Raw genomic sequence first — 24,306 nt, forward strand, 5'->3', positions numbered from 1 at the left:
AGGACCCTATGGTGAAGGAAACACTGCGCAACACGATAGTCGCCGGCTTGATGCTCGCGTCACAGACCGGTTGGGCTGCGCCACGCGATGAGATTGTCAGCACCGTATCCGACCAGTCAGCCGTGGCGGTCACGATATACAACGACAACCTGGCGCTGGTGAAGGATACGCGGCGGGTCAGGCTGGGACGCGATTTCAATCAGCTGGCGTGGCGCGAAGTGTCGGCGCAGATGCGCCCGGAAACTGCGCAATTGCGCAATCTGTCGAATCCGGCCGGATTCCGGCTGCAGGAACAGAATTTCGATTTCGATCTGCTGACCCCGCAAAAGCTGCTCGAGAAATATGTCGGACGCGAGGTCAGTGTCATACGCATGCACGCGGGCACCGACGTGGAAACCCGCGAAACCGCCACCGTGCTTTCGACCAACGACGGCGTGGTACTCAAGTTTGCCGACGGCCGCATCGAAACCGGCGTGCCGGGACGACTGGCGTTTCCCGGCGTACCCGACACTCTGCGTGATACGCCCACCCTGGTCATTTCGCTGCTCAACCCGTCTGCGGGTCTGCAGAACCTGGAGTTGTCCTATCTGACCTCGGGTCTGGCGTGGCGCGCGGATTATGTGGCCGAACTGAATGCCGATGATGACCGGCTCGACCTGAACGGCTGGGTGACGCTGACCAACCAGAGCGGGGCGGCTTATCCGAATGCCAAGCTGCAACTGGTGGCGGGCGACCTCAACCGGGTGCGCGAGGCGCAGCCGATGTCACGTGCGACGATGGCAATGGCGGCGAAAGTGGCCGACGCTGCCGACATGCAGCAGGAATCGCTGTTTGAATACCATCTCTACACGCTGCAGCGCCCCACCACGCTGGCGGAGAACCAGACCAAGCAGGTTGCACTGATGGCGGCGAGCCGGGTGCCGGTGAGAAAGGAATTTCTGCTCGAGGGTGCGAATTACTACTACTCGGGGCAGGTCGGCGAAATCGGCCAGAAGATCAAGGTCGGCGTGTTCGTCGAATTCGACAACAAGGGCGAAGGCCTTGGCGTGCCCTTGCCCAAGGGCGTGATCCGCGTCTATAAGCGGGATGGACAGGGCAATGCGCAATTCGTCGGCGAGGATCGCATCGACCATACGCCGAAGAACGAGACCGTGCGCCTGAAGCTGGGCGAAGCGTTTGATATTACCGCGGACAGGAAACAGACCGCCTTCCAGAAATTGGCGGGTAGCGGCCGCTTCAACTATGTATTCGAGTCGGCCTATGAAATCGTATTGAAAAACGCCAAGCCGGAGGCAGTGACCGTCACCGTACGTGAGCCGATGCCGGGAGACTGGACGATGGTGAGCGAATCGCAGCCGCACACCAAGACGGCATCCGGGACTGCGGAGTGGAAAGTGAAGATTCCCGCGGAAGGCAAGACGACATTGACCTACCGCGTGCGAGTCAGGTACTGAGCCCGCGTCGCCGGCGGATGTCGGCGATCAGTCCCTGGGTGGAACCGTCGTGTTCGCCGACCGCGCGCACCGAACTCAGCGCGGCACGGATCGGTGGCGCCAGCTGCTTGCCGAGCTCGACGCCCCACTGGTCGAAGCTGTTGATCTGCCAGATCACGCCCTGCACGAAGACCTTGTGCTCGTAGAGGGCAATCAGCATGCCGAGAGTGTGAGGATCGAGCTTCTGGTACAGCAGGGTGTTGCTGGGGCGGTTGCCCGGGAAGACCTTGTGCGGTGCCAGTGCTTTCGCGTCTTCCCGGCTCATGCCCTGGGCGATCAGTTCGGCCTCGATCACCGCGCGCGACTTGCCTTTCAGCAGGGCCTCGGTCTGCGCCAGGCAATTGGCCAGTAGCCATTCGTGCTGGTCGGCCAGCGGCGTGGAATTGACCGCCGCCACCAGGAAATCGGTGGGAATGAGGCGGGTGCCCTGGTGGACCAGTTCGAAGAACGCATGCTGGCCGTTGGTGCCGGGTGCGCCCCACACGATGGGGCCGGTATTGTAGTTGACCAGCTTGTTGGTGCGGTTGACGTTCTTGCCGTTCGATTCCATGTCGAGCTGCTGCAGGAACGGCACCAGCAGGCGCAGGCGCTGGTCGTAGGGGAAGATGCCGTAGGTGTCTGTGCCCCAGAAGTTGGCGTACCAGATGCCGAGCATGCCGAGGATCACCGGCATGTTGGCCTCCAGCGGCGCCTCCTTGAAATGGATGTCCATTGCGTGGGCGCCCGCCAGCAGTGCCTGGAAGTTGCCCCAGCCGATCTGCAGCGCGATCGACAGGCCGATCGCCGACCACAGGGAATAGCGGCCGCCGACCCAGTCCCAGAAGATGAACATGTTGTCGGGGTCGATGCCGAAGGCCTCGACCGCCTGGGCGTTGGTCGACAGGGCCACGAAATGCCGTGCCACTGCAGCCGGCGCGCGCAAGGCGGCCAGCAGCCAGGCCTTGGCCGAATTGGCGTTGGCCAGGGTTTCCAGGGTGGTGAAGGTTTTCGAGGCGACGATGAACAGTGTTGTCTCGGGGTCGAGCTGCTTCAGCGTGCTGGCCAGGTGCGCAGGGTCGAGGTTGGAGACGAAATGCACCCGCACGCTTTCCACTGCGTAATGGTCAAGTGCGTGGCACACCATGGCAGGGCCGAGGTCGGAGCCGCCGATGCCGATGTTTACCACGTCGCGGATGGGCTTGCCGGTATGGCCGCGCCAGCTGCCGTTGTGGATCGATTCGACGAAGCGCTGCATGCGGTTGAGCACTTTGGCGACTTCGCGTTCGACGTCCACGCCTTCCACAACCAGCGGCGGACGAACCGGCGCACGCAGCGCCGTGTGCAGGACGGCGCGCTGCTCTGTGAAGTTGATGCGCTCGCCGCTGAACATGGCGGTGCGCATGGCCTCCAGATCGGACTCGCGTGCGAGCTGCATCAACAGGCTCAGGGTGTCGGGCGTGACGCGGTTTTTCGAATAGTCGAGCAGCAGATTCCCGCAGCGTAGCGAGAGCTGATCGAAGCGGCTGGCATCCTCGCGGAATGCGGCACGCATGTCGAACGTGCGCATGGCTTTGTAATGCTGTTCCAGGTCCTTCCAGGCGGGCAGGTGTTTGAGCGGTTTCATGGGCGTGCGATGTATGGGGCGAACTTCGAAGGTATCATATGCGGGCGACGCGTCAGCTCGTCAGACACCGGCGCGGCGCTTTATCGATGAAGATGGATGAGACAGCATGGTCACCGTGACACAAAACAAACTCGTATACATCACTTATTCCATCCTGGATTCGCGTGGCATGGTCGTCGAGCAACATGATATTCCGGTGGGTTATGTGCAGGGCGCCAACAGCGGCATCCTGCCGGCGATCGAGTCGGCGGTGGCGGGGCGCAAGATAGGCGACCGTGTCGAGATCGCCTTGTCGCCCGAAGAGGGGTACGGGCTGCGCGACGAGAGTCTGGTGTTCGTGGACGACATCGAGAACGTGCCGCCGGAATTCCGGCGCATCGGAGCGGAAGTCATGTTCGAGAACGAATCGGGCGAGACCAAGGTTTTTTACGTCACCGCGATCGAGGACGGCAAGCTTACGCTGGACGGCAATCCTTCGCTGGCCGGACAGAGCGTGACCTGCCTGGTGAACGTGACAGACATTCGCGAGGCCACGCCGGAGGAGATCCGCAATGGACGGCCGCTCGACGTGAAGACCGGAACGGTGCATTAGTCCGGGCCCAATGATTCGCCGACGTAAAAAAGCCGGGAAATCTCCCGGCTTTTTTGTTGCGGCTCACCCGTTTACTTGGCGGGGCAGGCCTTGTCACCCGGGATTTTGCCCGGCAGACGCAGGAAGGCCTCGAACGGTCCCATCACGCTCATCGCTTCCATTTTCGGGCCGGTGAACTTGAGACGGCCAAACATCATGGCTTTCATCGGACCGTATTCGCCCGCACCCATTTCATCCCAACGGTCAGTGGTGGCATGCATCGTGTAGTCGACTGCATAGTCCATCTGGTGGTTCTGGACTGCGCCGCCATAGACGCACATGGCCTTGCCATCCTTGGCGGCAATCTTCAGTTCGGTCTGTGTCGCTTCGCCGCAGTCCGTGCGATACAGGTGAATGATCTTATAGCCACGGCCTTTGTCGTTCTTGATCCATTTTTCGCCCAGGCCGCCCGTCAGGGTGGCATCCTTGTTCCAGGCGTCGCAAGCCTGAGCGGTCCATTCGACAGACATCATGGCGGGTGCGGCATGAGCTGCAGTGGCGAAAACGGCCAAGGCCGCCAGCGCGATCGTAGTGTATTTCATGGGGTAACTCCTCCTTTTAATTGAATATCCTAGTTGTAGCTTGGTTCTTATTTACGAAGAAAAGATCTTCGAGCGAGCACGGTAATCATCATGCGTAGGCTTGTCAATGCGGAAGCTGTTTTTTTACGAATTCGTACGCCCCGGCGCTGTGCAGGGTGGCCAGTGCACCGATGGAACCCAAGCTGGCCCGTGAGAAATTGAAGCCAGTGAACCTGTTCAGATCATTCTTGCGATGAGGAAACGGGTGAAGCCGGGAAGACCCTGAAAACATAGAAAGACATTTATATTCTTAAGTTTTTATATGTTTGTTTAATTGTCAAAAGAGGGTTGGGCCAGGCTCTCCTCGACCAGCCGGATGCGGCGGGCGAGTTGCGCCGACTCCGCGGTCTGGCCAAGTTTGTCAGCCTGTTGCTGCCGCAGTTTCAGATAAGTGAGCAGCGGTTGCCGCCAGCCCTGCTCCGATGCGGTTTCCGTCGCCGTCGCCAGGATGGCCGCGTCGGCTTCCTGCCGCATCACCAGCAGGCTGGCGTCGAGCAGGCGGGCAAGCGGGTCATCGATCCGGCCTAGTGCCGCACGCCGCTTGTCGGCGGGCACCTGCACGAGATCGCGGTGCTGGCTGGGTAGCAGGGCAAGGTCGAGGCCGTCCCAACGCAGGGTGAGGAAGCGGTAATAGGCCTGATCCGCCGGATTCGGTTCATTGCCGGCGAGCTCGGCATACTCGCTGCAGGCATCGTCGATCAGCATGGCGCGGCGGGTGGCGCAGTGCACCAGCCACAGACGCGCGGTCTCGCCGACACGGCCTGCCCCCCCGGTGGCGGCGACCGCCTGCCGGAAGTAGCGCTCCGCCAGCGTATTCTCGCCACGCAGCGCATGCTTCTGATAACGCGCGACCAGATCGGCCGAGTCGACTTTCCAGTCCGGCGGCGGCGGGCCGCCGCTGCCGCAGGCGGCGAGCATGAGCAGACTGGCGAGGGCGAGCCGTGTCTTCATGGCAGCTTCACCTCGGGTTCACGCGCGAACGGCCATTTCTTGTTGATCTCGTTGATCAGTCCATTGGCCTTGCGCACGGCATCGTCGATCTCGGCGCGCAGCTTGGCGATGTCCTGGGTACCGTCCTTGACGTTGGCGGAAATCTCCACGGCATTCGCCATCACGGCGTCGGCCTTCTTCAGGCTGGACTGCGCATCGTTCAGCATCAGCCGGACCTGCGCCAGCGAGGCCTTTGTCTGCTCGGCCATGCCGTCCTGGGCAAACAGCCACTGGTCGGTCTTGGCGGTCAAGGCATCGAGCTTGGTGATGAGGGCGCGGGTCTTGTCGAGCGAATCGGTCACTGCACGCGCCTTCTCCGGACTGCCGAGCACGCCTTCGAGCACACCGTATTCGCCGGTCATGCGTCCGGTCACGGTCTTCACGCTGGCCAGCGTGGCGTTGATCTCGCCATCCTTGCGGGTGAGGTATTCGACGTTGGCGAGGATTGCCTTGACCCGTTCGACCAGCGCCGGGATTTCCTTGCTGATGTCGGACGTGAGCAGCAGCATGGTGGCGTTGTCGGGCAGCGCAGGTGCCCTGAGATCAGGCGAGTCGACGCGGATCTTGGCTCCGCCGACGATGGGCTTGTCGAGGGTGAAGGTACTATTCTCCTTCAGCCATTTGGCGTTGCGGCCGAGGAATTCGGTATGGATGATGATGCCGCCGTTTTCATTCAGGCCGAGCGTGGTGACGCGGCCGATCTCGATGCCGGAGAACACCACCGGCACGCCGGGCGCCACGCCGTCGGCACTGGTGGCGGCCAGTTGCAGATGGAAGGTCTTTTCGAAGAAGCCGCGCGCGTGCAGCAGATAAGCGATGAAAACCGCGGCCAGCACCAGCGATGCGGCGGCAAACAACCCGACCTTGAAATGCAGTTTGTTCATTCTTTGTAAAGTGCCTGGTTCCAGCTGAAGTCGAATATTTCCCAGGTGCCCGCCATGTCAGCCTGTGCGGCCAGTTGCCGGATGAAGGCCGGATAGGGCACATCGTAAAGCATGGCACCAGGGCGGTCGATGACCAGTCTCGGGCGCTTGAGAATGAGCGCGCGTGCCAGCTTGGCGACGAAGCGCTGCGCAGGCGTCATGTCGGGGTCGCGCAACAAGGCAATGTCGGCGTATCCCAGTTGATCGAGCATGGCCTGCGCCAGCCGGGCCGATTCGGCTGCACCGTAATGGCGCTGGTAAAGCGGGATCAATGCGATGTTGTCGAGTGCCGACAGGTTCGCCCGCAGCGGCAGGTCGAGCGCGACGCGCGCCACATCGTCCGGGAGGGCTGAAACGGCCGCCATCAGGCTGGCGCGGTCGTCGAACGCAGTCAGATGTATTTGAGCGCTAATGACACCACCTCGATCGCCACGATGGCGAAGAACACGCGCATCATGCCGCGCAGCACGGAAACCGGCACCATGAAGAGCTTTTTCGGCGTCTCCAGCCCGGCGGTAACCGGGATCAGCGTGACCGCCAGTCCGAACAGGGCACATTTGGCGATCAGCCCCGCCATGATCCTGAAGTCGAAGATTTTTGCGATGGTCCGGGTATACGGCTCGAAGCCGGCCACGTTCATGCCATAAATGGCGAGATAGCCCATCAGGAGGGCGAGCAGGCCGGCCAGGCCGGCCAGGGTGACGACCGACACGACCCCGCCGATCAGCCGCGGCAGGAACTCGAACTGCATCGGTGGAACCTTGCAATGCGCCAGCGCGTCCAATTCGTTGTTGACCTGCATCAGTGCGACTTCGGTATTGATGGCGCTGCCCGAGCGCAAGGCGACGAACAGCGCCGTCAGGAAAGGCAGCAGTTCCAGAACCAGGACGCGGATGGTCATCTCGCTGGCGAATTCGGTGAGACCGAAGTCGCGTGCGGTGGAGAGGATGATGGTGATGATGAGCCATGAAATCACCAGTGCGTAGCCGAGGAATACATGCAGGATCTGTACCGCGGTGAAGTAGATCTGTTTCACCACGACATCGAAGGTGGCGCGGTTCCAGGTGGCGGGTTCCAGAAGCAGCAGGCCGGCCTGGGCCAGAAAGGCGAACATGCCATACCCGACGGTGAACCAGCCGACGACCTTGGCGCCGAGCGATTCGATGGAAGCCGCAAGAAAATTCATCGCGGCATCTTAACGCCATTGCCGGCGCTTGCACCATCGGATGGCAGGCCCTACAGTTTCGCTTCAGACGGAGAAGACACACGATGAAGAGATTCCTGATTCCGGCAAGTGCGCTGGTGTTGTGCGTGGCGGCCGCATCGGCGCTTGCCGCGCCCGGCACGGTCCTGCGCAACGACAAGCTCTATAGCCAACCGAACGCATCGTCCAAAGTGGCGGCCAGCGTGCCCAAGGGCGCCAGCGTCAACATCCTTTCCAAGCAGGGGGGCTGGCTGCGCGTCACCTCAGGCAAGTCGACCGGCTGGATCCGGCTGCTCTCGGTGCGGGCCGGGGCTGGCGGGCTGGGCGGCGCCGGGCTGGGTGACGTGGTGGGCGCGGCCACGACCCGGTCCGACCCCAGCCGCGTGGTGGCTGTGGCGGGCCTGCGCGGCCTGAACGACGAAGACCTGAAGCAGGCCAAGTTCAATGGCGAAGAACTGGCCCGACTGAACACCTGGCAGGCCACCCCTGCACAGGCCCGCAGTTTCGCAGCCGAGTCCGGGTTGACGACGGCCAATGTGGCGGCTCTGCCTGTGCCCCAGTCTGCCAAGACATCATCGCCGTGGGAGGCCAACTGATGAAATTCAAATTGATGGTTCTGGCCGTTGCCCTGGTGTCGTTCAGCGGCGTGGCATCGGCCTTGGATTTCGGCAAGCTGCTCGAAGAGCGAATCAATCAGGAGCTGAACAAGGACAAGAAAACGCAACCGGCGCAGACGTCGCCTGCACCTGATGCTTCGCAAAACACGGCCACGCCTTCGCCTCAGGCCAAACAAAAAATCGATGCCCAGCAACTGGGGTTTGCACTGTTCGGCGATTACTCGCCAGAAGAAGAAACGCGCATCGGCAAGCAGATCGCGGGCAACCTTCTTGGTGCCGTGCCGCTGGTGCGGGATGACAAGCTCCAGCGCTATGTCAATCTGGTTGGCAACTGGGTGGCATTGCAGAGCGGACGCAAGGACATCAGCTGGCATTTCGGCGTGCTCGATACCGAGGACATCAACGCATTCGCGTCGCCCGGCGGCTACATCTTCGTGACCAGGGGCCTCTACCAGCGCCTGAACAACGAAGCCGAACTGGCCGGCGTGCTGGCGCATGAAATCGCGCACGTCACCCTGAAGCATCATCTCAAGGTGCTCAAGCAGTCGAGCCTGATCGGTGCGCTGGGCCAGGCGGCCAGCAACAAGGTGAAGGACAGCGATCAGGTGGTGCAGAACCTGATCGGCAACGGCGCGGAAATCATGGCACGCGGGCTCGACAAGAATGCCGAATTCGAGGCCGATCGCGTCGGCATCGTGTTTGCTGCGCGCGCCGGCTACGACCCTTGGGGCCTGCCCGAGGTATTGCAGGATCTGGCCGGGTTGCCCGCCAAGGACAGCCGGACCAGCCTGCTGTACAAGACCCACCCGCATCCGGCCGATCGCCTGGCTGAACTGGGTGAGGCCGTCGGCAGCCGCCTCGATGCCGTGCATGGCAAGGATCTGCCCGGCCGCTTCTACCACCTTCGGTGAAGCGCATTTCGTCCCGGCTGGCGCAGGCAGGCCTGTCTGCGCTGTTTGTCCTGCTGGTCGCGGCGCATGTGGGCGGGCTGATCCATATCACCCCCATGCAGCGTGCTGAGGCCTGGCTGTATGACGTCTGGTTGACGCGCACCGCGCCCTCCGGCCAGGATGATCGCGTGGCCATCCTCGACATCGACGAAGCCAGCCTGAAAAGCATGGGACGCTGGCCGTGGAGCCGTGACACCCTGACCCGGCTGGTCGCGCAACTGTTCGATCATTATGGCGTGGCGGCAGTGGGATTCGACGTGGTCTTCGCAGAGCCGGACAAGAGTTCGGGACTCGATACCCTCAAATGGCTGGCACAGCGCGACCTGGCGGGCAGTCGCGATTTTCAGAACGCGCTCGAGCGCCTCGCGCCACGGCTCGATTACGACGCCCGCTTCGCCCAGGCGCTCGCCGAACGTCCGGTTTCACTTGGCTATTACTTCATTCCGGCGGGTTACGGCGACGCCCGCACCGGCATGCTGCCGCCGCCGTCCCTGCCTGCTACGGCATTCGATCCGCTGCGCCTGGGCATGCCGCCTACGGGCTATGGCGCGAATCTGGCTGCATTCCAGAAAGCTGCGCAGAGTGCCGGATTCTTCAACATGCGGGCTGATCCCGATGGCACGGCGCGCCAGATGAGCCTGGTCGCCCCGTTTGGCGAAGCGTATTACCTGGCGTTGTCGGCCTCCACCCTGCGGGCGGCTTTCGGCGGCGATCCGGTGACGGCAGGTGTCGAGCAAAGCAGCCTGCTCGGCAGGTCATACCGCACGCCCTGGATCGAGGTGGGCGGGATACGCGTACCGCTTAGCCGGGATGGCACGGTGTATGTGCCGTATCGTGCCGGTTCGCCGTTCCCGTATATCTCGGCGGCGCAGGTGCTGGCGGGCAAGGTGGCACCGGCTCAGCTGGAAAACCGCATCATGCTGGTAGGCTCCACCGCCCCGGGGCTGACCGACCTGCGTGTGACGCCATTCTCCAATACCTTCCCGGGCGTCGAGATTCACGCCCACCTGATTGCCGGCATGCTCGACGGCACGGCCCGCAGCATGCCGCCGTGGGCCGACGACGCGCGCCTGTTCGCCGTGCTGTTGCTGGGCGCGTTGCTGACGGGTGTACTGCTGCGCTTCGGCCCGGTGGCCGGCCTGCTGGCGAGCCTGGCGATGCTGGGATTGCTGCTGGCGGCCTACGCGGCCGCCTGGTCGCGTTTCTGGGTGGTACCAATGGCAGCGCCGATGCTGACGATCTTCGGCCTGTATGCACTCAATACCGCTTACGGTTTCTTTGCGGCGACCCGCAGCAAGCGCCAGATCACCAAGCTGTTCGGCCAGTATGTGCCGCCTGAACTCGCCGACGAGATGAGCCGGGATCCCGCGCACTACACGATGGAGGGGCAGTCGCGCGAGATGACGGTGCTGTTCTCAGACATCCGCGGCTTCACCAACTTCTCCGAGAAGCTGCCGCCGGCCGAACTGGCCGAAGTGCTGAACGCCTACCTGTCGACCATGACGCGCATCGTCCAGCAGCGCCGGGGCACCATCGACAAATACATCGGCGACGCCATCATGGCGTTCTGGAACGCACCGGTTGATCTGGCGGATCACGCCAGCCGCGCCGTGCAGACCGCGCTCGACATGCAGGCCGCACTGGCGCAACTGAACCAGGAATTCGCCGCGCGCGGCTGGCCCGAGGTCAAGATCGGAGTCGGCGTCAACACAGGCCGCATGAGTGTCGGCAACATGGGCTCGGAATTCCGCATGTCCTACACCGTGATGGGCGATGCGGTGAATCTCGGCTCGCGCCTCGAAGGCATCACCAAACAGTATGGCGTCGGCATCCTGGCCACACAGACGACGGTCGAGGCCGATCCGGATCATGTCTTCATGAAAGTCGACGACGTGCGCGTCAAGGGTAAGGAAACCCCGGTGGCGATATTCGAACCGCTGGGCGGGAAGGCCGGCCTTGACGAGTCGGTGCGTCAGGGCGCCGCCGATTTCGAGCTTGCCTTCGCGCGCTATCAGTCACAGGATTGGGATGCGGCCGAATCGGCACTGCGCGCGCTCAATGCCCGCATCCCGCGTACGCTGTACGATATCTATCTCGAACGCATCGCGCATTTCCGCGAAACGCCGCCGCCCGCCGACTGGGACGGCGTGTTCGTCTACACGACAAAGTGACCATGAAACTTACCGTATTGGGTTGCAGCGGCGGCATCGGCAGTGGGCGCCACACCACCAGCCTGCTGGTCGACGACGACGTGTTGATCGACGCCGGCAGCGGGCTCACCACGCTCGACTTCGAACAACTGGTAAAGATCGACCACGTGTTCCTCACCCATGCCCACCTCGATCACGTACTGGGCCTGCCGCTGCTGCTTGATAGTGTCGGCGACTTGCGCGGTACGCCGGTGACAGTGCATGCGCTACCCGAAGTGCTGGACGTGCTGTCTACCCACTTGTTCAATTGGCAGCTGTGGCCCGATTTTCGCAAGATACCGAGCGAGGAGGCGCCGTGGCTGCGCTTCGAGCCGCTCGGGCCGGGCGAAGCGTTCACCCTGAAAGGACGGAGGTTCCGGCCATTGCCGGCCAATCACGTGGTGCCGGCATGCGGCCTGCATGTGGCGACGACAGCGGGCAGCCTGGCATTCAGTGGCGACACGACCCATAGCGACGCCTTCGTCGCCGCGCTCAACGCCATCTCCGACTTGCGCCATCTCATCATCGAAACCTCATTCGAAAACGAACTGGTCGAGATCGCCAAGGCGTCGAAGCATCACTGGCCGGATTCGCTGGCAGCGGAGTTGAACGGGCTCAGCGTGCGGCCAGAGGTGTGGATCACGCATCTGAAACCCGGCAACGAGTCGGCGATCATGGATGAGCTGCGCATCGCTGCGCCCAATTGGGGGCTGCAGGCCTTGCAGCACGGGCAGGTCATTGTCTTATAGGGAGGATGCGCGTAGCTGGACTTTCCGCAGCGGCAACCATGCCAAGTGACATGATCGGTGCAAGGTTCTTTGCAGAGGCCGGCCCCGGGGCGCGAGTTTCGCAGGCCTAAGGGTAATCCTCAAATTGGCTACTTGTTCGAGCTACCTCTCGATAGATCGTTTGCGTTGCCTATCGAGTGGCTTTGGCTCGTTGCCCGGGAAGCCTACTTGTCTGCGGCGGGAAACACTATTTGCCCGCGGCCAGCGATTTGACGTCCTCAGTCGTCAATCCTTTTCCTCCGATACCCCAGTCACCGCTCTTTACTTCCTCGATTACCGTCCAGGTCACCCCCCGCATGTTCTCGCCTTCGATCGAGACCATGGTATCCGTCATTTTTTTGATGATTTCCTGTTTCTGTGCGTCGGTAAAAACCCCTTCGATAATCTTGATATTGATAAACGGCATGTCTAGTCTCCTTTGAGGGTTATCGCAAAAAAATACGCTGCGAGCGACTTTTATAATGCATCCGAGTGCGGGCTGTAATACGTACAAATACGCCAAGGATTGGTCGACACTGAATGTCCATGGCCAAGAGTCGTCAGGCCATTTGTACGTTTACATGACGAGGATTTCGCCGAACGTATGAGCTATCCGGTGTTCCCGAACGTTTTTACTGCACGCACGTGATCGCCCCCGCAGCTTGTGATGAGGGCGTAGTCAGCGGCGGGTGCAAGCGGACCGTCTGCGCCCGTAATGGGTGTGACCATTGCAGGAAGGGAGGCAAATGGACCATTGGCGCCTGCAATGCTGATGGTCGAGGCAGCCGAAGGGAAAGCCGCGCTCAGCGCGAGCATCAGCGTCAGGGCATGAATCCATTTGCACATGGCCGTTTCTCCTCACGTAGGGCCGGAGGAGCTTACAGGTGAGCTCTTGACACGGCGATGTGTGGGTTATGGTCCGTTTGGGCCAGGTGATACAAGGACACATCGCCCCCTTTCAGGGTGCAAAGTTCGCCAATTCCGCCTCAAATTCTGTCGCGCTCAAGCTTTCAAACGTCTCACGACTGAACAGGGTGACCGCGCCCGCCATTTCGCTCCAGCCGTAGTTGCGGCACGGGTCACCCAGCCTGTCGCTGTCTTGCGGCACGCGGGCGACGAGATGCAGGCAGTTCTTGCTGTAGATCAGGTTGTAGGGGATGTTGTGCTCATGCAGGCGATCGAGTTCGAGCCAGGCGTCGGCGGGTTCGGTGAAGCGTTGGCACGGGAGCGGATAGGGCTCGCTGCCGCCGTTATGGGCAAAGCACGGGTACTTCACCGGCAACGGACTCGGCTGCACGAAGCTCTGGAAGTGCAGCTGATTGACCGAGGCGCCGGCGCCGGTACTGTTGTAGGCAAGGGTCAGGCCGTGCGCGCCGGCATGGGCGCATAGGTGCCAGGCCCAGCCATGCAGTTCGGGCGTGAGATATTGCGGCATTTCGCGCAAGGGCTCGGGCACCAGCAGGCCATGCAGCCGGGCGAAGGGGAATTTGTTGTACAGGAGGCGTGCCGGCTTGGCAGCGAGTTCGCCTTCCCACAGGATTTCCTTGGCGAGAAACGGCTTGTTGAAATGGAAGCCCGCTGGGTCGAAGGGGCGCAGCAGACTGTCGAATGTCATTCCGCTGATACGGGGCGGGCGCAAGGCGCGGATGGGGTTGAAGAACAGATGCCACGGTCCGGCGCAGCGGCTTTCCATCGTTTTCAGATGATCGAAGCCGATGGCGAGGAATTTGAGGAAAACCAGAACGTCATCCTCCGGTTCAGCCAATTTCCTGCCATCGCGAAGGGTGTCGGTGAGGGCCGTTGCGAGTTCTGCATGACGTGTCGACAGGGCAGGTGAGAGTCGTGCCCACAGCTTCGGATCGTAGGCGGCATTGGCAAGCACGAGGATATAGACACCCAGGCCGCGGTGATTTTCCAGCATGGCGGCGAGTCCGTCGCCGAAATTCTGTTCCAGTGCGGGGAGCGAGATGAACGGTGAGGAAAGTGTAGGCATGCGGTTCGGGCACGATGGAAATGGATTTCATATGGTGCCATTTCGTCGCGGCAGCGGGCATTCAGGTTTTTTTGCAGGCAGTGCCCGGCGTTTATAGTGCGCCGTCGGCCCCGGCACGCATCACGCTATCCAGCTTCTCGCGAATGTCCATCGCGCCCTTGCGCAATTCCGGCGTGATGCCCGCCTGCTTGCCGGCCTGGTCGAGCCAGGTCACGTCCCAGTCCAGCGTCAGCACCCAGATGTTCTTGTCGGCATCTTCCATCACCGCGATGCGGCAGGGCAGGAACACGACGATTTCCGGAATGACCTTGAGCAGGTCGCGTCCGACGGCGATGTCGCAGAAGCTGAACACTTCGACGCGTGGCGCCTTGTCGTCGTGCAGCATGGCCCTGAATTCCTTCCAAATCAGGTTCTTGCCGACGAATTTGAGGTTCAGCTGATTGGCGCGCAGCATCATCGATTCGACCACCTGGTCGAACGACACGCCGGGCTTGGCCTTGTACTTGTGGGCGAAATAGTTCATCGCCTCGCGCGCGTCCATCTGCATCAGATGGGACATCATGGGCATGGCCATCTGCAGCCAGCGTGCCTTTTCCTCGGGCGTCAGGATGCGGTTCATCTGGTAATCGCGGTAGGGCGGCGGCGGCGCCTGCTGCATCAGCATTGGGCCATAGGGTGTCGGCGTGACGTCGATCCAGCTTTGTTCGGGCGCAGCGGGTGCGGCAGGCGCTACGGTCGGCGGGGGGAGGGCCGTAGGCGGTTCGGCGGCGATTGCAGGCAGGCTGCAAAGGCAGGCGAGTAGGAGGGGAAGCGGACGCATCATGACGTGTCTCCTGGACGGCTAGGTTTTTATCCTACGCGCCGCAGGGCGTGCGTCAATGTGCGGCGCCGCCATGGGTACGGAAGTGTGCTTCCAGCGCCGCCAGTTCGGCGGCAGCAGCGGCGAAATCGCCGTTTTGCACGCGGGTTTCGATGCGTGCGGCGCCTTCCCGGATGACGGTGGCCATCACGCTGGCGGCTGCGCCCTTGAGGGCGTGCGCTTCTTTGCGGCAAAGCTCGGTCTGGCCTTGCTCGATTCCGCGTTTCAGCGCACTCAGGCTGGTTTCGGTGGTGGAGACGAAGAGCGTTTCCAGATCGTGCACCAGTTGCGGATTGCCGGGATAGCGTGCATGCAGGGCAGACAGATCGAGCAGCGGGGTGGAGGTTGCAGCCGGCGCGGCCTGCGGCAGCCATTGCATCAGGAGCGCGGACAATGCGGCTTCGGTGTAGGGTTTGCTGAGGTAATCGTTCGCGCCTGCTGCCAGGCAGGCTTCGCGGAAACCTGCATTGGCATTGGCGGTCAATGCGATGATTGGAATGTGGCGGGTGTCGGTGTCCAGCCGGCGTATCCGCTGGGTGGCTTCCAGGCCGTCCATTTCCGGCATTTGCCAGTCCATCAGCACCAGATCGAAAGCCTCCGACGACAGGAGGTCCAGCGCCTGGGTGCCGCTGGTGGCCACGGCAAATTGCAGGTCCATTTCGCGCAACTGGTGCGACAGGACTTTCTGGTTGACCGGGTGGTCTTACACCATCAGGACGCGGCCCTGCAGCTTGAGGACGGGCTGCGTCGGAAGCTCGGCCAGCGGCAGGGTGGTCACGGGGAGCGTGAGATGCAGGGTGAAGCAGCTGCCCTTGCCCGGTTGACTCTCGACCGTGAGCCGCCCACCCATCAGACCGGCCAGCTGGCTGCTGACCGCAAGCCCCAGGCCGGTGCCGCCATAGCGACGCGTGGTCGACGAGTCCGCCTGCGAAAAAGCCTGGAACAGGCGTGTCTGGGTTTCTTCGTTCATGCCGATACCGCTGTCGCGCACGCTGAACTGGCATCCGATGGCGTCCTCGTCCGTCGCGAAGCGCGCGTGCAGTTCGACTTCACCCTGGTGGGTGAATTTGATGGCGTTGTCGACCAGGTTCAACAGGATCTGGCGGATGCGCGTGGGATCGCCCAGTAGCGCGGCGGGCGCGTGCTCGGGCAGCGACAGGGTGAGCTGCAGATTTTTCTCCAGTGCGCGCGCCTGGAATAGGGCTGTCACGCCCTGCACCAGTGCAATCGGCGAGAAGGCGACCTGTTCGATGGAGAGCTTGCCCGCCTCGATCTTGGAGAAGTCGAGAATGTCGTTGATGATCGTAAGCAGGCTTTCAGCCGAGCTTCTCAGAGTGGAGGCATATTCGCGCTGGCGGCCGTCGAGCGGGGTCTTCAGCAAGAGCCCGCTCATCCCCAGGATGCCGTGCATCGGGGTGCGGATTTCGTGGCTGACGTTGGCGACGAATTCCGATTTGGCACGCGCCATCTGGACAGCCGCCTCGCGGGCCGCTTCCTTGGCGGCCTCGGCGGCCCGGCGTTCGGACACGTCGCGCATGATCGCCTGGATCACCGGCTTGCCTTCCAGCGTCATGGCATGGAGGGCGATTTCGGCCGAGAACACCGAGCCGTCCTTGCGCACGCCCTGCCAGTCTATGGCGGCATGTCCCAGGCGGCGTGCCAGGTTGATGGCACGCATGGCGTTGTCGATGGCCATCCCGCCATTGGCCTGGATCGGCGTACCGAGTTTCTGTATCGGCGTGTGCAGGAATTCTTCGACCGTATCCATGCCGAACAGCGACAGCGTGGCCGGATTGCAATCGGTGAATCCTGAGTTGTCGAGGATGACGACGGCATCCGAGTTGGTTTCGAACAGGGTCTGGTACTTCTGTCTTTCCACTTCCAGCTGGCGCGTCTGCGTAAGCATGCGGCGGCCTACCAGTACGGCCACCAACGAGGCCAGCAAGGTCGCGAAGATGCCCAGCACCAGCATCAGGTTGCGCGTGGCCTGGTAGGCGGTGAAGGTTTTTCCCAGTGCGGTCTCGTTTTCCTTGCGCTGCAGGCTGGTCATGTTGTCGAGCGCCTCGACCAGCCGGTTCTGCAGGGGGATGGCCTGTTTCTGGAGCAGGGTCAGCGCGTTGTAATTGTTGTCGTCGAGCGCCGCTTCGACCACGTCGAACATGACCGGCTGATTGGCCAGCGTGATGGCATCGAGGTCGGCCATCAGCCTCTTTTCCTCGGGCGTGCTGAGCATCGCCACCAGCTGGCTGCGATCCTTGGAATAGCGTTCGCCATACTCCTGGAACTGCAGGAAGAGCGTGTCTTTTTCCCAGGGATCGATGGAGACCACGATGTTGTGCATCAGCATCGCGCGGTCGCGCAGCGTGTCGCGCATGTGCGAAGCCAGGCGCGTCTTGACGTTGTTGACGGACACAACCTTCGAGAGTTCGGCGTTGAGATAGGCCATCTGGGTGACGCCCAGACCGATCACGGCCAGCATCAGCAACAGGGCGGCGGTGAAGCCCAGCCCGACATTGAACAGCAAACCGCGGAGAGGGGCGGGCAGCATGGAATTATTCGCGGCGGAATGCCACGACATGATCGACGGCCAGCTTGATGCCGATCTTTTCGCCGATGGCGTGATTGTGATGCGATGGCACCAGCGACAGCGCGCGTTGGCCGCTCGGCAGCTTCAGCGTGTAGAGGAACTCGGCACCGCGGAAGGCCTTGTTCTCGACCTCCGCCAGCAACAGGCTGTCGTCGTCGTGGACGATGTCGTCGGGGCGCAGCAGCACGTCGACATGGCAGTTGCGCACGCATTCGTCGCAGCCGCGGGCGCCGCATTCGACCGGGATGTGACCGTTCAGCACGCCGAGTTCGATTTCGACCAGATGGTCGTTGATGACCTCCCCGGAGAGCAGCGCGCCCTGGCCGACAAAGTCGGCGACGAAGCGGTTGGCGGGTTCGTGATACAGGTTGTAGGGTGTGTCCCATTGCTGGATGCGGCCTTCGTGCATGACGCCGACCCAGTCGGCCAGCGCGAAGGCCTCGTGCTGGTCGTGGGTGACGATGAGCGCGGTGGTCGTTTCGCGCTTGAGGATGTCGCGTACTTCGAGCGACAGGCGTTCGCGCAGTTCGACGTCGAGATTGGAGAAAGGCTCGTCCATCAGGATCAGGCGCGGGCGCGGCGCCAGTGCGCGGGCAAGGGCCACGCGCTGCTGCTGGCCGCCGGACAGTTGATGCGGAAATTGTCCGGCATGGCCGGCCAGGCCGACCAGTGCCAGCAACTCGTCGATTCGTGCCAGACGCTCAGTCGAGGGTTGGCCGCGCAGGCCGAAACCGACGTTGTCCGCCACGCTCAGGTGCGGGAACAGGGCGTAGTCCTGGAACACCATGCCGACGCGTCGTTTTTCCGCAGGCAGCATCCAGCCGGGGCGGCTGACGACTTCGCCGCCGATGCGGATTTCGCCAGTCTGGATCGGCTCGAAGCCGGAGATACAGCGTAGCGCGGTGGTCTTGCCGCAGCCCGACGGGCCGAGCAGGCAGCCGATCGTTCCTTCGGGCAGGGTGAAGGAAAGGTCGGCGATGATCTGTCGTGCGGTATACGACTGCGAAACCGAGTCGAGGATCAGTTCAGCCATAGGCGGTCAGTCAAGCGGGCGCGCTCCGCGCCAGGTCAGGAGAATGATGGGGATGATACCGGCAACGACGATAGCGAGCGAAGGCAACGCGGCGCGCTCCCATTCGCCTTCCGAGGTCATCTCAAACACCCGTACGGCCAGCGTGTCCCAGCCGAACGGGCGGGTCATCAGGGTGATGGGCATTTCCTTCATGATGTCGACGAAAGTCAGCGTCGCGGCAGTCAGCAGGCTGGCACGCAGGATGGGGAGGTGCACCCGGGTAAGCAATGCGGTGGTTGAGCTGCCGAGGTTGCGCGCGGCTTCGTCGATGCTGCGGGTGATGCGATGCAGCCCGCTGTCGATGGGGCCGAAGCCGACCGCAAGAAAGCGCACCAGATAGGCCAGCAACATGACCAGCAGCGTGCCTTTGAGGATCTCGGTGCCGCCGAAGCCGAACCAGCTGCGGCCGCGATCGATCAGCCAGTTGTCCAGTGCTGCCACCGGGATGAACAACCCCACCGCCAGTACGGCGCCAGGGAAGGCGTAACCGAGCGTGGCGAGGCGCTGTGTCCATGTTATCGCGGTGCCGGGGCGCTGGCGTCCCGCGTAGGCGAGCAGCAGTGCAACGGCCACCACCATCAGCGCGCCGATGCCGGCCAGCAGCACCGAATGCCAGGCGAAGTCCCAGTAACGCGAGTCGAGATCGTCGGCGAGGACCGTGCGCGCCCACAGGGCAAGCTGCATCACCGGAATGAGGAAGGCGATGGCCAGCACCGCTCCGGCATACAGGAACGCCAATCCGGCCCGTACCGGAGACAGCCGGATGCGGCGCTGCGCGGCGCTGCGGCCCACGGCACCATAGCGCATCCGGGTGCGCGAGCGCTGCTCGAACACCACTGCAACCAGCACGAACAGGATCAGGATCGAGGCGAGTTGCGCCGCTGCCGGCAGGGAGAACAGGTTGTACCACGCCTTGTAGATGGCGGTGGTGAAGGTGTCGTAGTTGAAGATCGCCATGGTGCCGAAGTCGGCCAGGGTTTCCATCAGCGCCAGCATCAAGCCGGCGGCGATCCACGGCCGCGCCATCGGCAGCGCCACCCGGAAGAACCCTTGCCAGCGCGACAAGCCAAGCGATTGTGCGGCTTCCAGCGCGATCGCACCTTGCGTGGCAAAGGCGTTCTTCGCGATCAGATAGACATAGGGATAGAGCGCCAGCGACATCACCAGGATGACCCCGCCGCGCGAACGGATCTCGGGCAAGCCGGTGATGCCCCAGCCTGCGCGCAGCCAGGTCTGCAACGGGCCGGTGAAATCCAGCAGTCCGATCGCGACGAAGGCGGTGACGTAGGCGGGCAGGGCCAGCGGCAGCAGCAGTGCCCAGTCGAACAGGCGGCGGCCGGGAAAGTCGCACATCGCCGTGAGCCAGGCCAGCGATACGCCCAGCACGCTGACGCCGATCCCTACGCCGAGCACCAGCCACAGCGTATTGCCGACCAGTTCGGGCAGGACGAATTCGGTCAGGTGGGCAAGGATGTCGCCGTCGACCTGCGCAAACGACGAGAAAGTGACCACGACCGGCACCAGTACCAAGGCGGTGATCGCAAGGGCGAACAGCATCCAGCCGCTGGGGGGCGACCAAACAAAAACGCCCGCAGCGGGCGTTTTTGAGGGCGTTGCAAGCTTGTCAGGCAAGATAGGGCACTTCTTACTTGTAACCGGCGCGATCCATCAATTTTACGGCCTGGGCCTGCAGGCTGCCAGCCTCCTTCACGTTAATGAGGTTCTGCCTGAAGCTGCCCCAGGCGGCCACGGTCTTGTCAGGTGTCACGTTCGGGTTGACCGGGTATTCCAGATTGACGTCGGCGAACAGATTCTGCGCCTTGTCGGACGACAGCCATTCGATCAGTTTCTGCGCACCGGCCGGATTCCGGGCGTAGCGCGTGACGCCCGCCCCGGAGATGTTGACGTGCACGCCGGCAGCCTTGTTCTTCAGATTCTGGTTGGGCCAGAAAACCGCCAGCGGCAGGTTCGATTGCTTCGCCATCAGGCGACCAAAGTAATAAGTATTGACCAGCGTGACATCGCATTGGCCGGCTGCCACGGCTTCCATCGCCTTTGTGTCGTCGGGGAAGGGTGACGTGGCGAGGTTGGCGACCCAGCCGCGTACGATGTCCTCGGTTTTGCCTTCGCCGTATTCGGTGATCATCATGGCGACCAGGCTCTGGTTATAAACTTTCTTCGACGTACGCAGGCAGAGGCGATCTTTCCATTTCGGATTGGCCAGATCTTCGTAGGTCGACAGATCGGCGGGCTTGACCTTGCGGGTGTTGTATACCAGGGTGCGCGCACGTACCGACAGGCCGAACCATTCGTTGTCGGGGTCGCGCAGGTGGGCCGGCACGTTGGCCTGCAGGGTCTTCGACTGGATCGGGCGCAGCAGGCCTTCTTCCGACGCCTGCCACAGGTTGCCGGCGTCGACCGTCAGCAGCATGTCGGCGGGGGTGTTCCTGCCTTCGGCTTTCAGCCGTGCCATCAGCGGACCTTCCTTGTCCGTGATGAATTTGATTTGTACGCCGGTGTCGCGGGTATAGGCGTCGAACAGGGGTTTGATGAGCTGTTCATTGCGCGCGGAATACACCACGATCTCCTCGGCTGCCGCGGGCAGGGCCGCGGCGGTAAGGAGCAGCGCGGCGATCAGTCTGGGGAATGTCATGTTGCGGGCTTTCCTGCTGAATGTATGAAGGCCTGCATCGTACTAAAAATGAGAACGCTTATCAATTATGAATTGCGCGGACTGGAGTCTTGCGACGCTTACCCAAGCGGATATCCGGCAGGGGCCGTGTAGTAAAGGACTTTGGGCCGGCTTACTGGAACGATGCAACCGTCGCGGACGGGTCCGAGGGCAGGGCGACGCGGCGTGCGCCGTCGAACCGCTCGCGCCAGTAATGATCGCTGAGTCGGGACACCATGACCGAACCGGTCCGGCTGCTCGTGGCATGCACGAAGCGGTCATCGCCCAGATAGATTCCGACGTGAGAGAACGCGTGGTCGAGGGTGTTGAAGAAAACCAGATCGCCGGGCTGGAGATCGGTCCGATCGAGCGCTTGGGTGGATTCGCTGATCGCCTGGCTGTCGTGGGGCAGATTGACGCCGGCGATCTGGCGGAAGACATGGTCGACGAAGCCGCTGCAATCGAGCCCGGTCTCGGGCGACGTGCCGCCCAGACGATACGGGCTTCCCACCAGGCTGACCGCATAGATGGATATATCGTCGGGCGGCGCGGCCTGCGCAGGCTGTGTGAGCAGAACGACCAGCGTGGCTGACAGCAGGACGGACTTCATCGAATAACAATCTGCTCTATAGTTGAAACGAAACTACGGCCAAATGCGGCGAATCTTGATCCGGAGGACTGCACCATGAATGACGCGAATACGCCTGTCACAAGCGAAACGAGTATCCCCGAAAATACACAGCTTGTGCAATTGCACGACGAGGCGGCGGCGGCAGCGTCTGCGCCCGACCTGCACGAGCGCGTGCGTGAATTGACTGCGCGCGTGCTGCATGAACGGCGCATGGCGCTTAATGACATACGTGAACTGGTCGTTGCAATCTCTTCCGGCGTGGGCAGCGGCCTGACTGCGCGCGGCGGCGAAATGAAGGATGGGCTCAAACAGGCAATCGCCGGCCTGGACGAGGCCGTCGGCAGCGCGGCGCAGGCAGCGTCCTATACCTTGCGCGAAGCGGCCACCCAGGGCCAGGCCTTCAAGGACAATGAACTGAAGGCGAGCCTCGAACAGCTCCGTGACCTGGAGGCCCAGATTGTCGAGGCCTTGAAGCAGACCGCCAGCCAATCGGGCGGCAAGCTGAAGGAGGAACTCGGCTACCTGAGCGATCACCTGAAGATCAGCGGCACCCGCACTGGCGAACAGGTGCGCGAAGCGCTCCAGCAACTGGCGAACGGTGTGAAGGCCAGCGGCGCGGCAGGCCGGGCCGGCCTGAGTGAATCGGCCAGTACGGCGACCGAACGCCTGTCCCTGGTGGCGAGCGGCATCCTGGAGGCCCTGTCCGATTCGCTCAAACGGCAGAGCGAACGCCTGCGTTCCTGATCCCTCCGCAAGCAGTATGGCGGGGATTTCCCCGCCATACTGCTTGCGGCAACAGCGGGGTCGTTGCCGCTTGCAGGTACACTCTCGGCATTAACTGATTCCAAAAAACAACGATGCTCTGGGAAACCATTTCGGTCGTGCGCGACCTGCCGCGATTGCATGAAATCGCCTCGGTGATGATCCGCTATGGCTGGGGCGATCTGGTGCGTGTCCTGGGTATCAGCGGGGCGCTGGAGCGCGCTGGCCGGGTTCTGCACTGGCACAGCACCAGCGAGATCAGCCAGCTCGACGCGCCGGTGCGCGTGCGCCGCGCGCTGGAAGAGCTCGGTCCGACCTTCGTCAAGCTGGGGCAGGTGCTGGCGACGCGGGTCGACATGTTTCCGCCGCACTGGATCACTGAATTCGAAAAGCTGCACAGCCAGGTGCCGGCAGTGGCTTACGAGCGGTTGCACCGCGACCTGGTGGCGGCCATCAAAGGCGAGCCTGCCGAAGTATTTGCCGAGTTCGACCCGGTGCCGCTGGCGGCAGCCTCCATTGCGCAAGTCTATCGTGCCACTCTTAAAGATGGCACGCGCGTTGTCGTCAAGATGCGCCGACCCGGCATCGAAGGCGTGATTCAGGCTGATCTGCGCATCATGGAACACGCCGCCAAACTGCTGGAAAGCGAAGTGCCGGATTCGCGCCGCTACGACCCGGTACAAATCGTGTCGCAGTTCCGCCGTTCACTGAATCGCGAACTCGACCTGGCGAAAGAAGCACGCAACATCGACCAGTTCGCGCGCCATTTTGCCGACGAGCCGCTGGTGAAAATCCCCCGGGTGTACTGGGCGTTCACCAATGACCGCGTCAATGTGCAGGAAGAGATCGTCGGAATGGCCGGTGTCGCGCCCGACAAGCTGCGCGCGCAGGGGCTCGATCCAAAATTGCTGGCGGCTCGCGGGGCCGACGCTGTGCTGCGCATGGTGCTGGAGCACGGCTATTTCCATGCCGATCCCCATCCCGGGAATGTCCTGTTCCTGCCCGACAACCGCATTGGCATGATCGACTTCGGCATGGTGGGGATGCTGACCAACTCCCGCCGTAACCAGATCGTCGATCTGCTGCATGCCTTGACGCGCAAGGACGAACAGGCCCTGCTGCAGGTGCTGCTCGACTGGAGCGGCGAGTCGGTCAGCGACGAGGATCGCCTGGCCTACGACGTGGCGGAACTGCTGCAAAGCTACGACGACCTGCAACTCAAGGATGTGAAAATCGGCGGACTGCTGAACGACATCACGGCGGTCATGCGCGATAACAACCTGGTCCTGCCGGCCGACCTGACCCTGCTGTTCAAGACGCTGATCACGCTGGAGGGACTGGGCCAGCAGCTCGATCCGGAATTCCACATGATCGACCATGTGACGCCCTTTGTGGAACGCGTTATCCAGCAACGTTACACGCCGCAAGCCTTGCTTGCGCGCGGGCGCAAGAGCGTGCGCGAGACGCTGGAGGTGCTGGCCGACGTGCCGCGCGATTTGCGGCACCTATTGAGGGATATGCGTCGGGGCCGGGTCAAGGTCGATCTCGATCTGAAGCGGCTGGATCAGTTCGGCCATCAGCTGGACCGTGCCAGCAACCGGTTGACCATGGGCATCCTGACGGCTTCGCTGGTTATCGGATCGAGCATCATCATGACAGTGAAGGGTGGGCCTCAGCTATTCGGCCTGCCGCTATTCGGCCTGCTGGGATTCCTGATCGCCTTCTTCAACAGCCTGTGGATCATCTTTTCCATCTGGCGCTCGGGCAAGCACTGACATCCGGA

The 24,306-nt window shown here is 62.4% G+C and carries 24 protein-coding genes and 1 pseudogene; 8 read left to right on the forward strand and 17 right to left on the reverse strand.

Annotated features, from left to right (window positions below; translation table 11 throughout):
• Positions 1-8 precede the first annotated feature (8 nt).
• On the forward strand, positions 9-1,454 hold the full coding sequence (locus B058_RS0112390; RefSeq protein WP_018508804.1) for a DUF4139 domain-containing protein: 1,446 nt from the start codon (positions 9-11) through the stop codon (positions 1,452-1,454).
• Here the strand turns inward: B058_RS0112390 and pgi are convergent.
• Positions 1,444-3,096, reverse strand: a complete 1,653-nt coding sequence (gene pgi / locus B058_RS0112395; RefSeq protein WP_018508805.1) for a glucose-6-phosphate isomerase — start codon at positions 3,094-3,096, stop codon at positions 1,444-1,446. The two genes, B058_RS0112390 and pgi, sit on opposite strands and share 11 nt — an antisense overlap.
• Positions 3,097-3,202: 106 nt before the next feature.
• Here pgi and B058_RS0112400 point away from each other — a divergent pair, with 106 nt between their 5' ends.
• Positions 3,203-3,688, forward strand: a complete 486-nt coding sequence (locus tag B058_RS0112400) for an FKBP-type peptidyl-prolyl cis-trans isomerase (protein WP_018508806.1) — start codon at positions 3,203-3,205, stop codon at positions 3,686-3,688.
• A 71-nt stretch (positions 3,689-3,759) separates the two neighbouring features.
• On the opposite strand, the gene B058_RS0112405 is transcribed toward B058_RS0112400, so the two are convergent.
• From B058_RS0112405 to B058_RS0112425, 5 genes are all read right to left on the reverse strand, one after another.
• A complete protein-coding gene (locus tag B058_RS0112405; protein WP_018508807.1) occupies positions 3,760-4,269 on the reverse strand; it encodes an SCP2 sterol-binding domain-containing protein in 510 nt (169 codons plus the stop codon).
• 309 nt (positions 4,270-4,578) lie between these two features.
• Positions 4,579-5,259, reverse strand: coding sequence for a hypothetical protein (locus tag B058_RS0112410; RefSeq protein WP_018508808.1), 681 nt, complete (start codon positions 5,257-5,259; stop codon positions 4,579-4,581).
• Positions 5,256-6,182, reverse strand: a complete 927-nt coding sequence (locus B058_RS0112415) for an MlaD family protein (RefSeq protein WP_018508809.1) — start codon at positions 6,180-6,182, stop codon at positions 5,256-5,258. The genes B058_RS0112410 and B058_RS0112415 overlap by 4 nt, the downstream gene beginning before the upstream one ends.
• Entirely contained in the window at positions 6,179-6,586 is a 408-nt protein-coding gene (locus B058_RS0112420; protein ID WP_018508810.1) for a hypothetical protein, read from the reverse strand. Before B058_RS0112420 ends, B058_RS0112415 begins: the two co-directional genes overlap by 4 nt.
• A gap of 26 nt (positions 6,587-6,612) precedes the next feature.
• Positions 6,613-7,407 (reverse strand): MlaE family ABC transporter permease, encoded by a 795-nt coding sequence (locus B058_RS0112425; RefSeq protein WP_018508811.1) that lies wholly within the window; start codon positions 7,405-7,407, stop codon positions 6,613-6,615.
• Between the two features lie 83 nt (positions 7,408-7,490).
• Between B058_RS0112425 and B058_RS0112430 the strand changes: the two genes are divergently transcribed.
• Genes B058_RS0112430 through B058_RS0112445 form a run of 4 tightly spaced genes read left to right on the forward strand, consistent with a single transcriptional unit; the run spans position 7,491 to position 11,930 of the window.
• Positions 7,491-8,021, forward strand: coding sequence for an SH3 domain-containing protein (locus tag B058_RS0112430; RefSeq protein WP_018508812.1), 531 nt, complete (start codon positions 7,491-7,493; stop codon positions 8,019-8,021).
• Positions 8,021-8,953, forward strand: coding sequence for a M48 family metalloprotease (locus B058_RS0112435; protein WP_018508813.1), 933 nt, complete (start codon positions 8,021-8,023; stop codon positions 8,951-8,953). The genes B058_RS0112430 and B058_RS0112435 overlap by 1 nt, the downstream gene beginning before the upstream one ends.
• Entirely contained in the window at positions 8,950-11,163 is a 2,214-nt protein-coding gene (locus tag B058_RS0112440) for a CHASE2 domain-containing protein (protein ID WP_018508814.1), read from the forward strand. The genes B058_RS0112435 and B058_RS0112440 overlap by 4 nt, the downstream gene beginning before the upstream one ends.
• 2 nt (positions 11,164-11,165) lie before the next feature.
• Positions 11,166-11,930, forward strand: coding sequence for an MBL fold metallo-hydrolase (locus B058_RS0112445; RefSeq protein WP_026240885.1), 765 nt, complete (start codon positions 11,166-11,168; stop codon positions 11,928-11,930).
• Positions 11,931-12,156: 226 nt separating this feature from the next.
• On the opposite strand, the gene B058_RS0112450 is transcribed toward B058_RS0112445, so the two are convergent.
• The 11 genes and pseudogenes from B058_RS0112450 to B058_RS16940 form a co-directional block, all read right to left on the reverse strand.
• Positions 12,157-12,375: a tautomerase family protein gene (locus tag B058_RS0112450; RefSeq protein ID WP_018508816.1), complete on the reverse strand. Its 219-nt coding sequence runs from the start codon at positions 12,373-12,375 to the stop codon at positions 12,157-12,159.
• 182 nt (positions 12,376-12,557) lie between these two features.
• Complete coding sequence (locus B058_RS0112455) at positions 12,558-12,794, reverse strand: hypothetical protein (protein WP_018508817.1); 237 nt, start codon at positions 12,792-12,794, stop codon at positions 12,558-12,560.
• Between the two features lie 112 nt (positions 12,795-12,906).
• A complete protein-coding gene (locus tag B058_RS0112460; protein WP_018508818.1) occupies positions 12,907-13,941 on the reverse strand; it encodes a GDP-D-glucose phosphorylase 1 family protein in 1,035 nt (344 codons plus the stop codon).
• Between the two features lie 91 nt (positions 13,942-14,032).
• Complete coding sequence (locus B058_RS0112465) at positions 14,033-14,764, reverse strand: DUF302 domain-containing protein (protein WP_026240886.1); 732 nt, start codon at positions 14,762-14,764, stop codon at positions 14,033-14,035.
• Positions 14,765-14,816: 52 nt separating this feature from the next.
• Positions 14,817-15,179, reverse strand: a complete 363-nt coding sequence (locus B058_RS18420) for an Hpt domain-containing protein (RefSeq protein ID WP_281166678.1) — start codon at positions 15,177-15,179, stop codon at positions 14,817-14,819.
• An 18-nt stretch (positions 15,180-15,197) separates the two neighbouring features.
• Positions 15,198-15,491 (reverse strand): annotated as a pseudogene (locus tag B058_RS18425) (response regulator); the annotation flags it as partial.
• Positions 15,492-15,503: 12 nt separating this feature from the next.
• Positions 15,504-17,348, reverse strand: coding sequence for an ATP-binding protein (locus tag B058_RS16935; RefSeq protein WP_018508821.1), 1,845 nt, complete (start codon positions 17,346-17,348; stop codon positions 15,504-15,506).
• 4 nt (positions 17,349-17,352) lie between these two features.
• On the reverse strand, positions 17,353-18,420 hold the full coding sequence (locus tag B058_RS0112475; RefSeq protein ID WP_018508822.1) for an ABC transporter ATP-binding protein: 1,068 nt from the start codon (positions 18,418-18,420) through the stop codon (positions 17,353-17,355).
• Positions 18,421-18,426: 6 nt separating this feature from the next.
• On the reverse strand, positions 18,427-20,016 hold the full coding sequence (locus tag B058_RS0112480) for an ABC transporter permease (protein ID WP_018508823.1): 1,590 nt from the start codon (positions 20,014-20,016) through the stop codon (positions 18,427-18,429).
• A gap of 88 nt (positions 20,017-20,104) precedes the next feature.
• Positions 20,105-21,112 (reverse strand): Fe(3+) ABC transporter substrate-binding protein, encoded by a 1,008-nt coding sequence (locus B058_RS0112485; RefSeq protein WP_018508824.1) that lies wholly within the window; start codon positions 21,110-21,112, stop codon positions 20,105-20,107.
• Positions 21,113-21,263: 151 nt separating this feature from the next.
• The gene (locus B058_RS16940; protein ID WP_018508825.1) at positions 21,264-21,740 is read right to left on the reverse strand and encodes a C40 family peptidase; all 477 of its coding nucleotides are present in this window, start codon (positions 21,738-21,740) and stop codon (positions 21,264-21,266) included.
• A gap of 75 nt (positions 21,741-21,815) precedes the next feature.
• Between B058_RS16940 and B058_RS0112495 the strand changes: the two genes are divergently transcribed.
• Both B058_RS0112495 and B058_RS0112500 read left to right on the forward strand, forming a co-directional pair.
• Positions 21,816-22,505, forward strand: coding sequence for a DUF6781 family protein (locus B058_RS0112495; RefSeq protein ID WP_018508826.1), 690 nt, complete (start codon positions 21,816-21,818; stop codon positions 22,503-22,505).
• Between the two features lie 113 nt (positions 22,506-22,618).
• The gene (locus B058_RS0112500; RefSeq protein ID WP_018508827.1) at positions 22,619-24,298 is read left to right on the forward strand and encodes an ABC1 kinase family protein; all 1,680 of its coding nucleotides are present in this window, start codon (positions 22,619-22,621) and stop codon (positions 24,296-24,298) included.
• Positions 24,299-24,306 lie beyond the last annotated feature (8 nt).

The organism is Thiobacillus thioparus DSM 505 (assembly GCF_000373385.1).
Lineage (GTDB): Bacteria > Pseudomonadota > Gammaproteobacteria > Burkholderiales > Thiobacillaceae > Thiobacillus > Thiobacillus thioparus.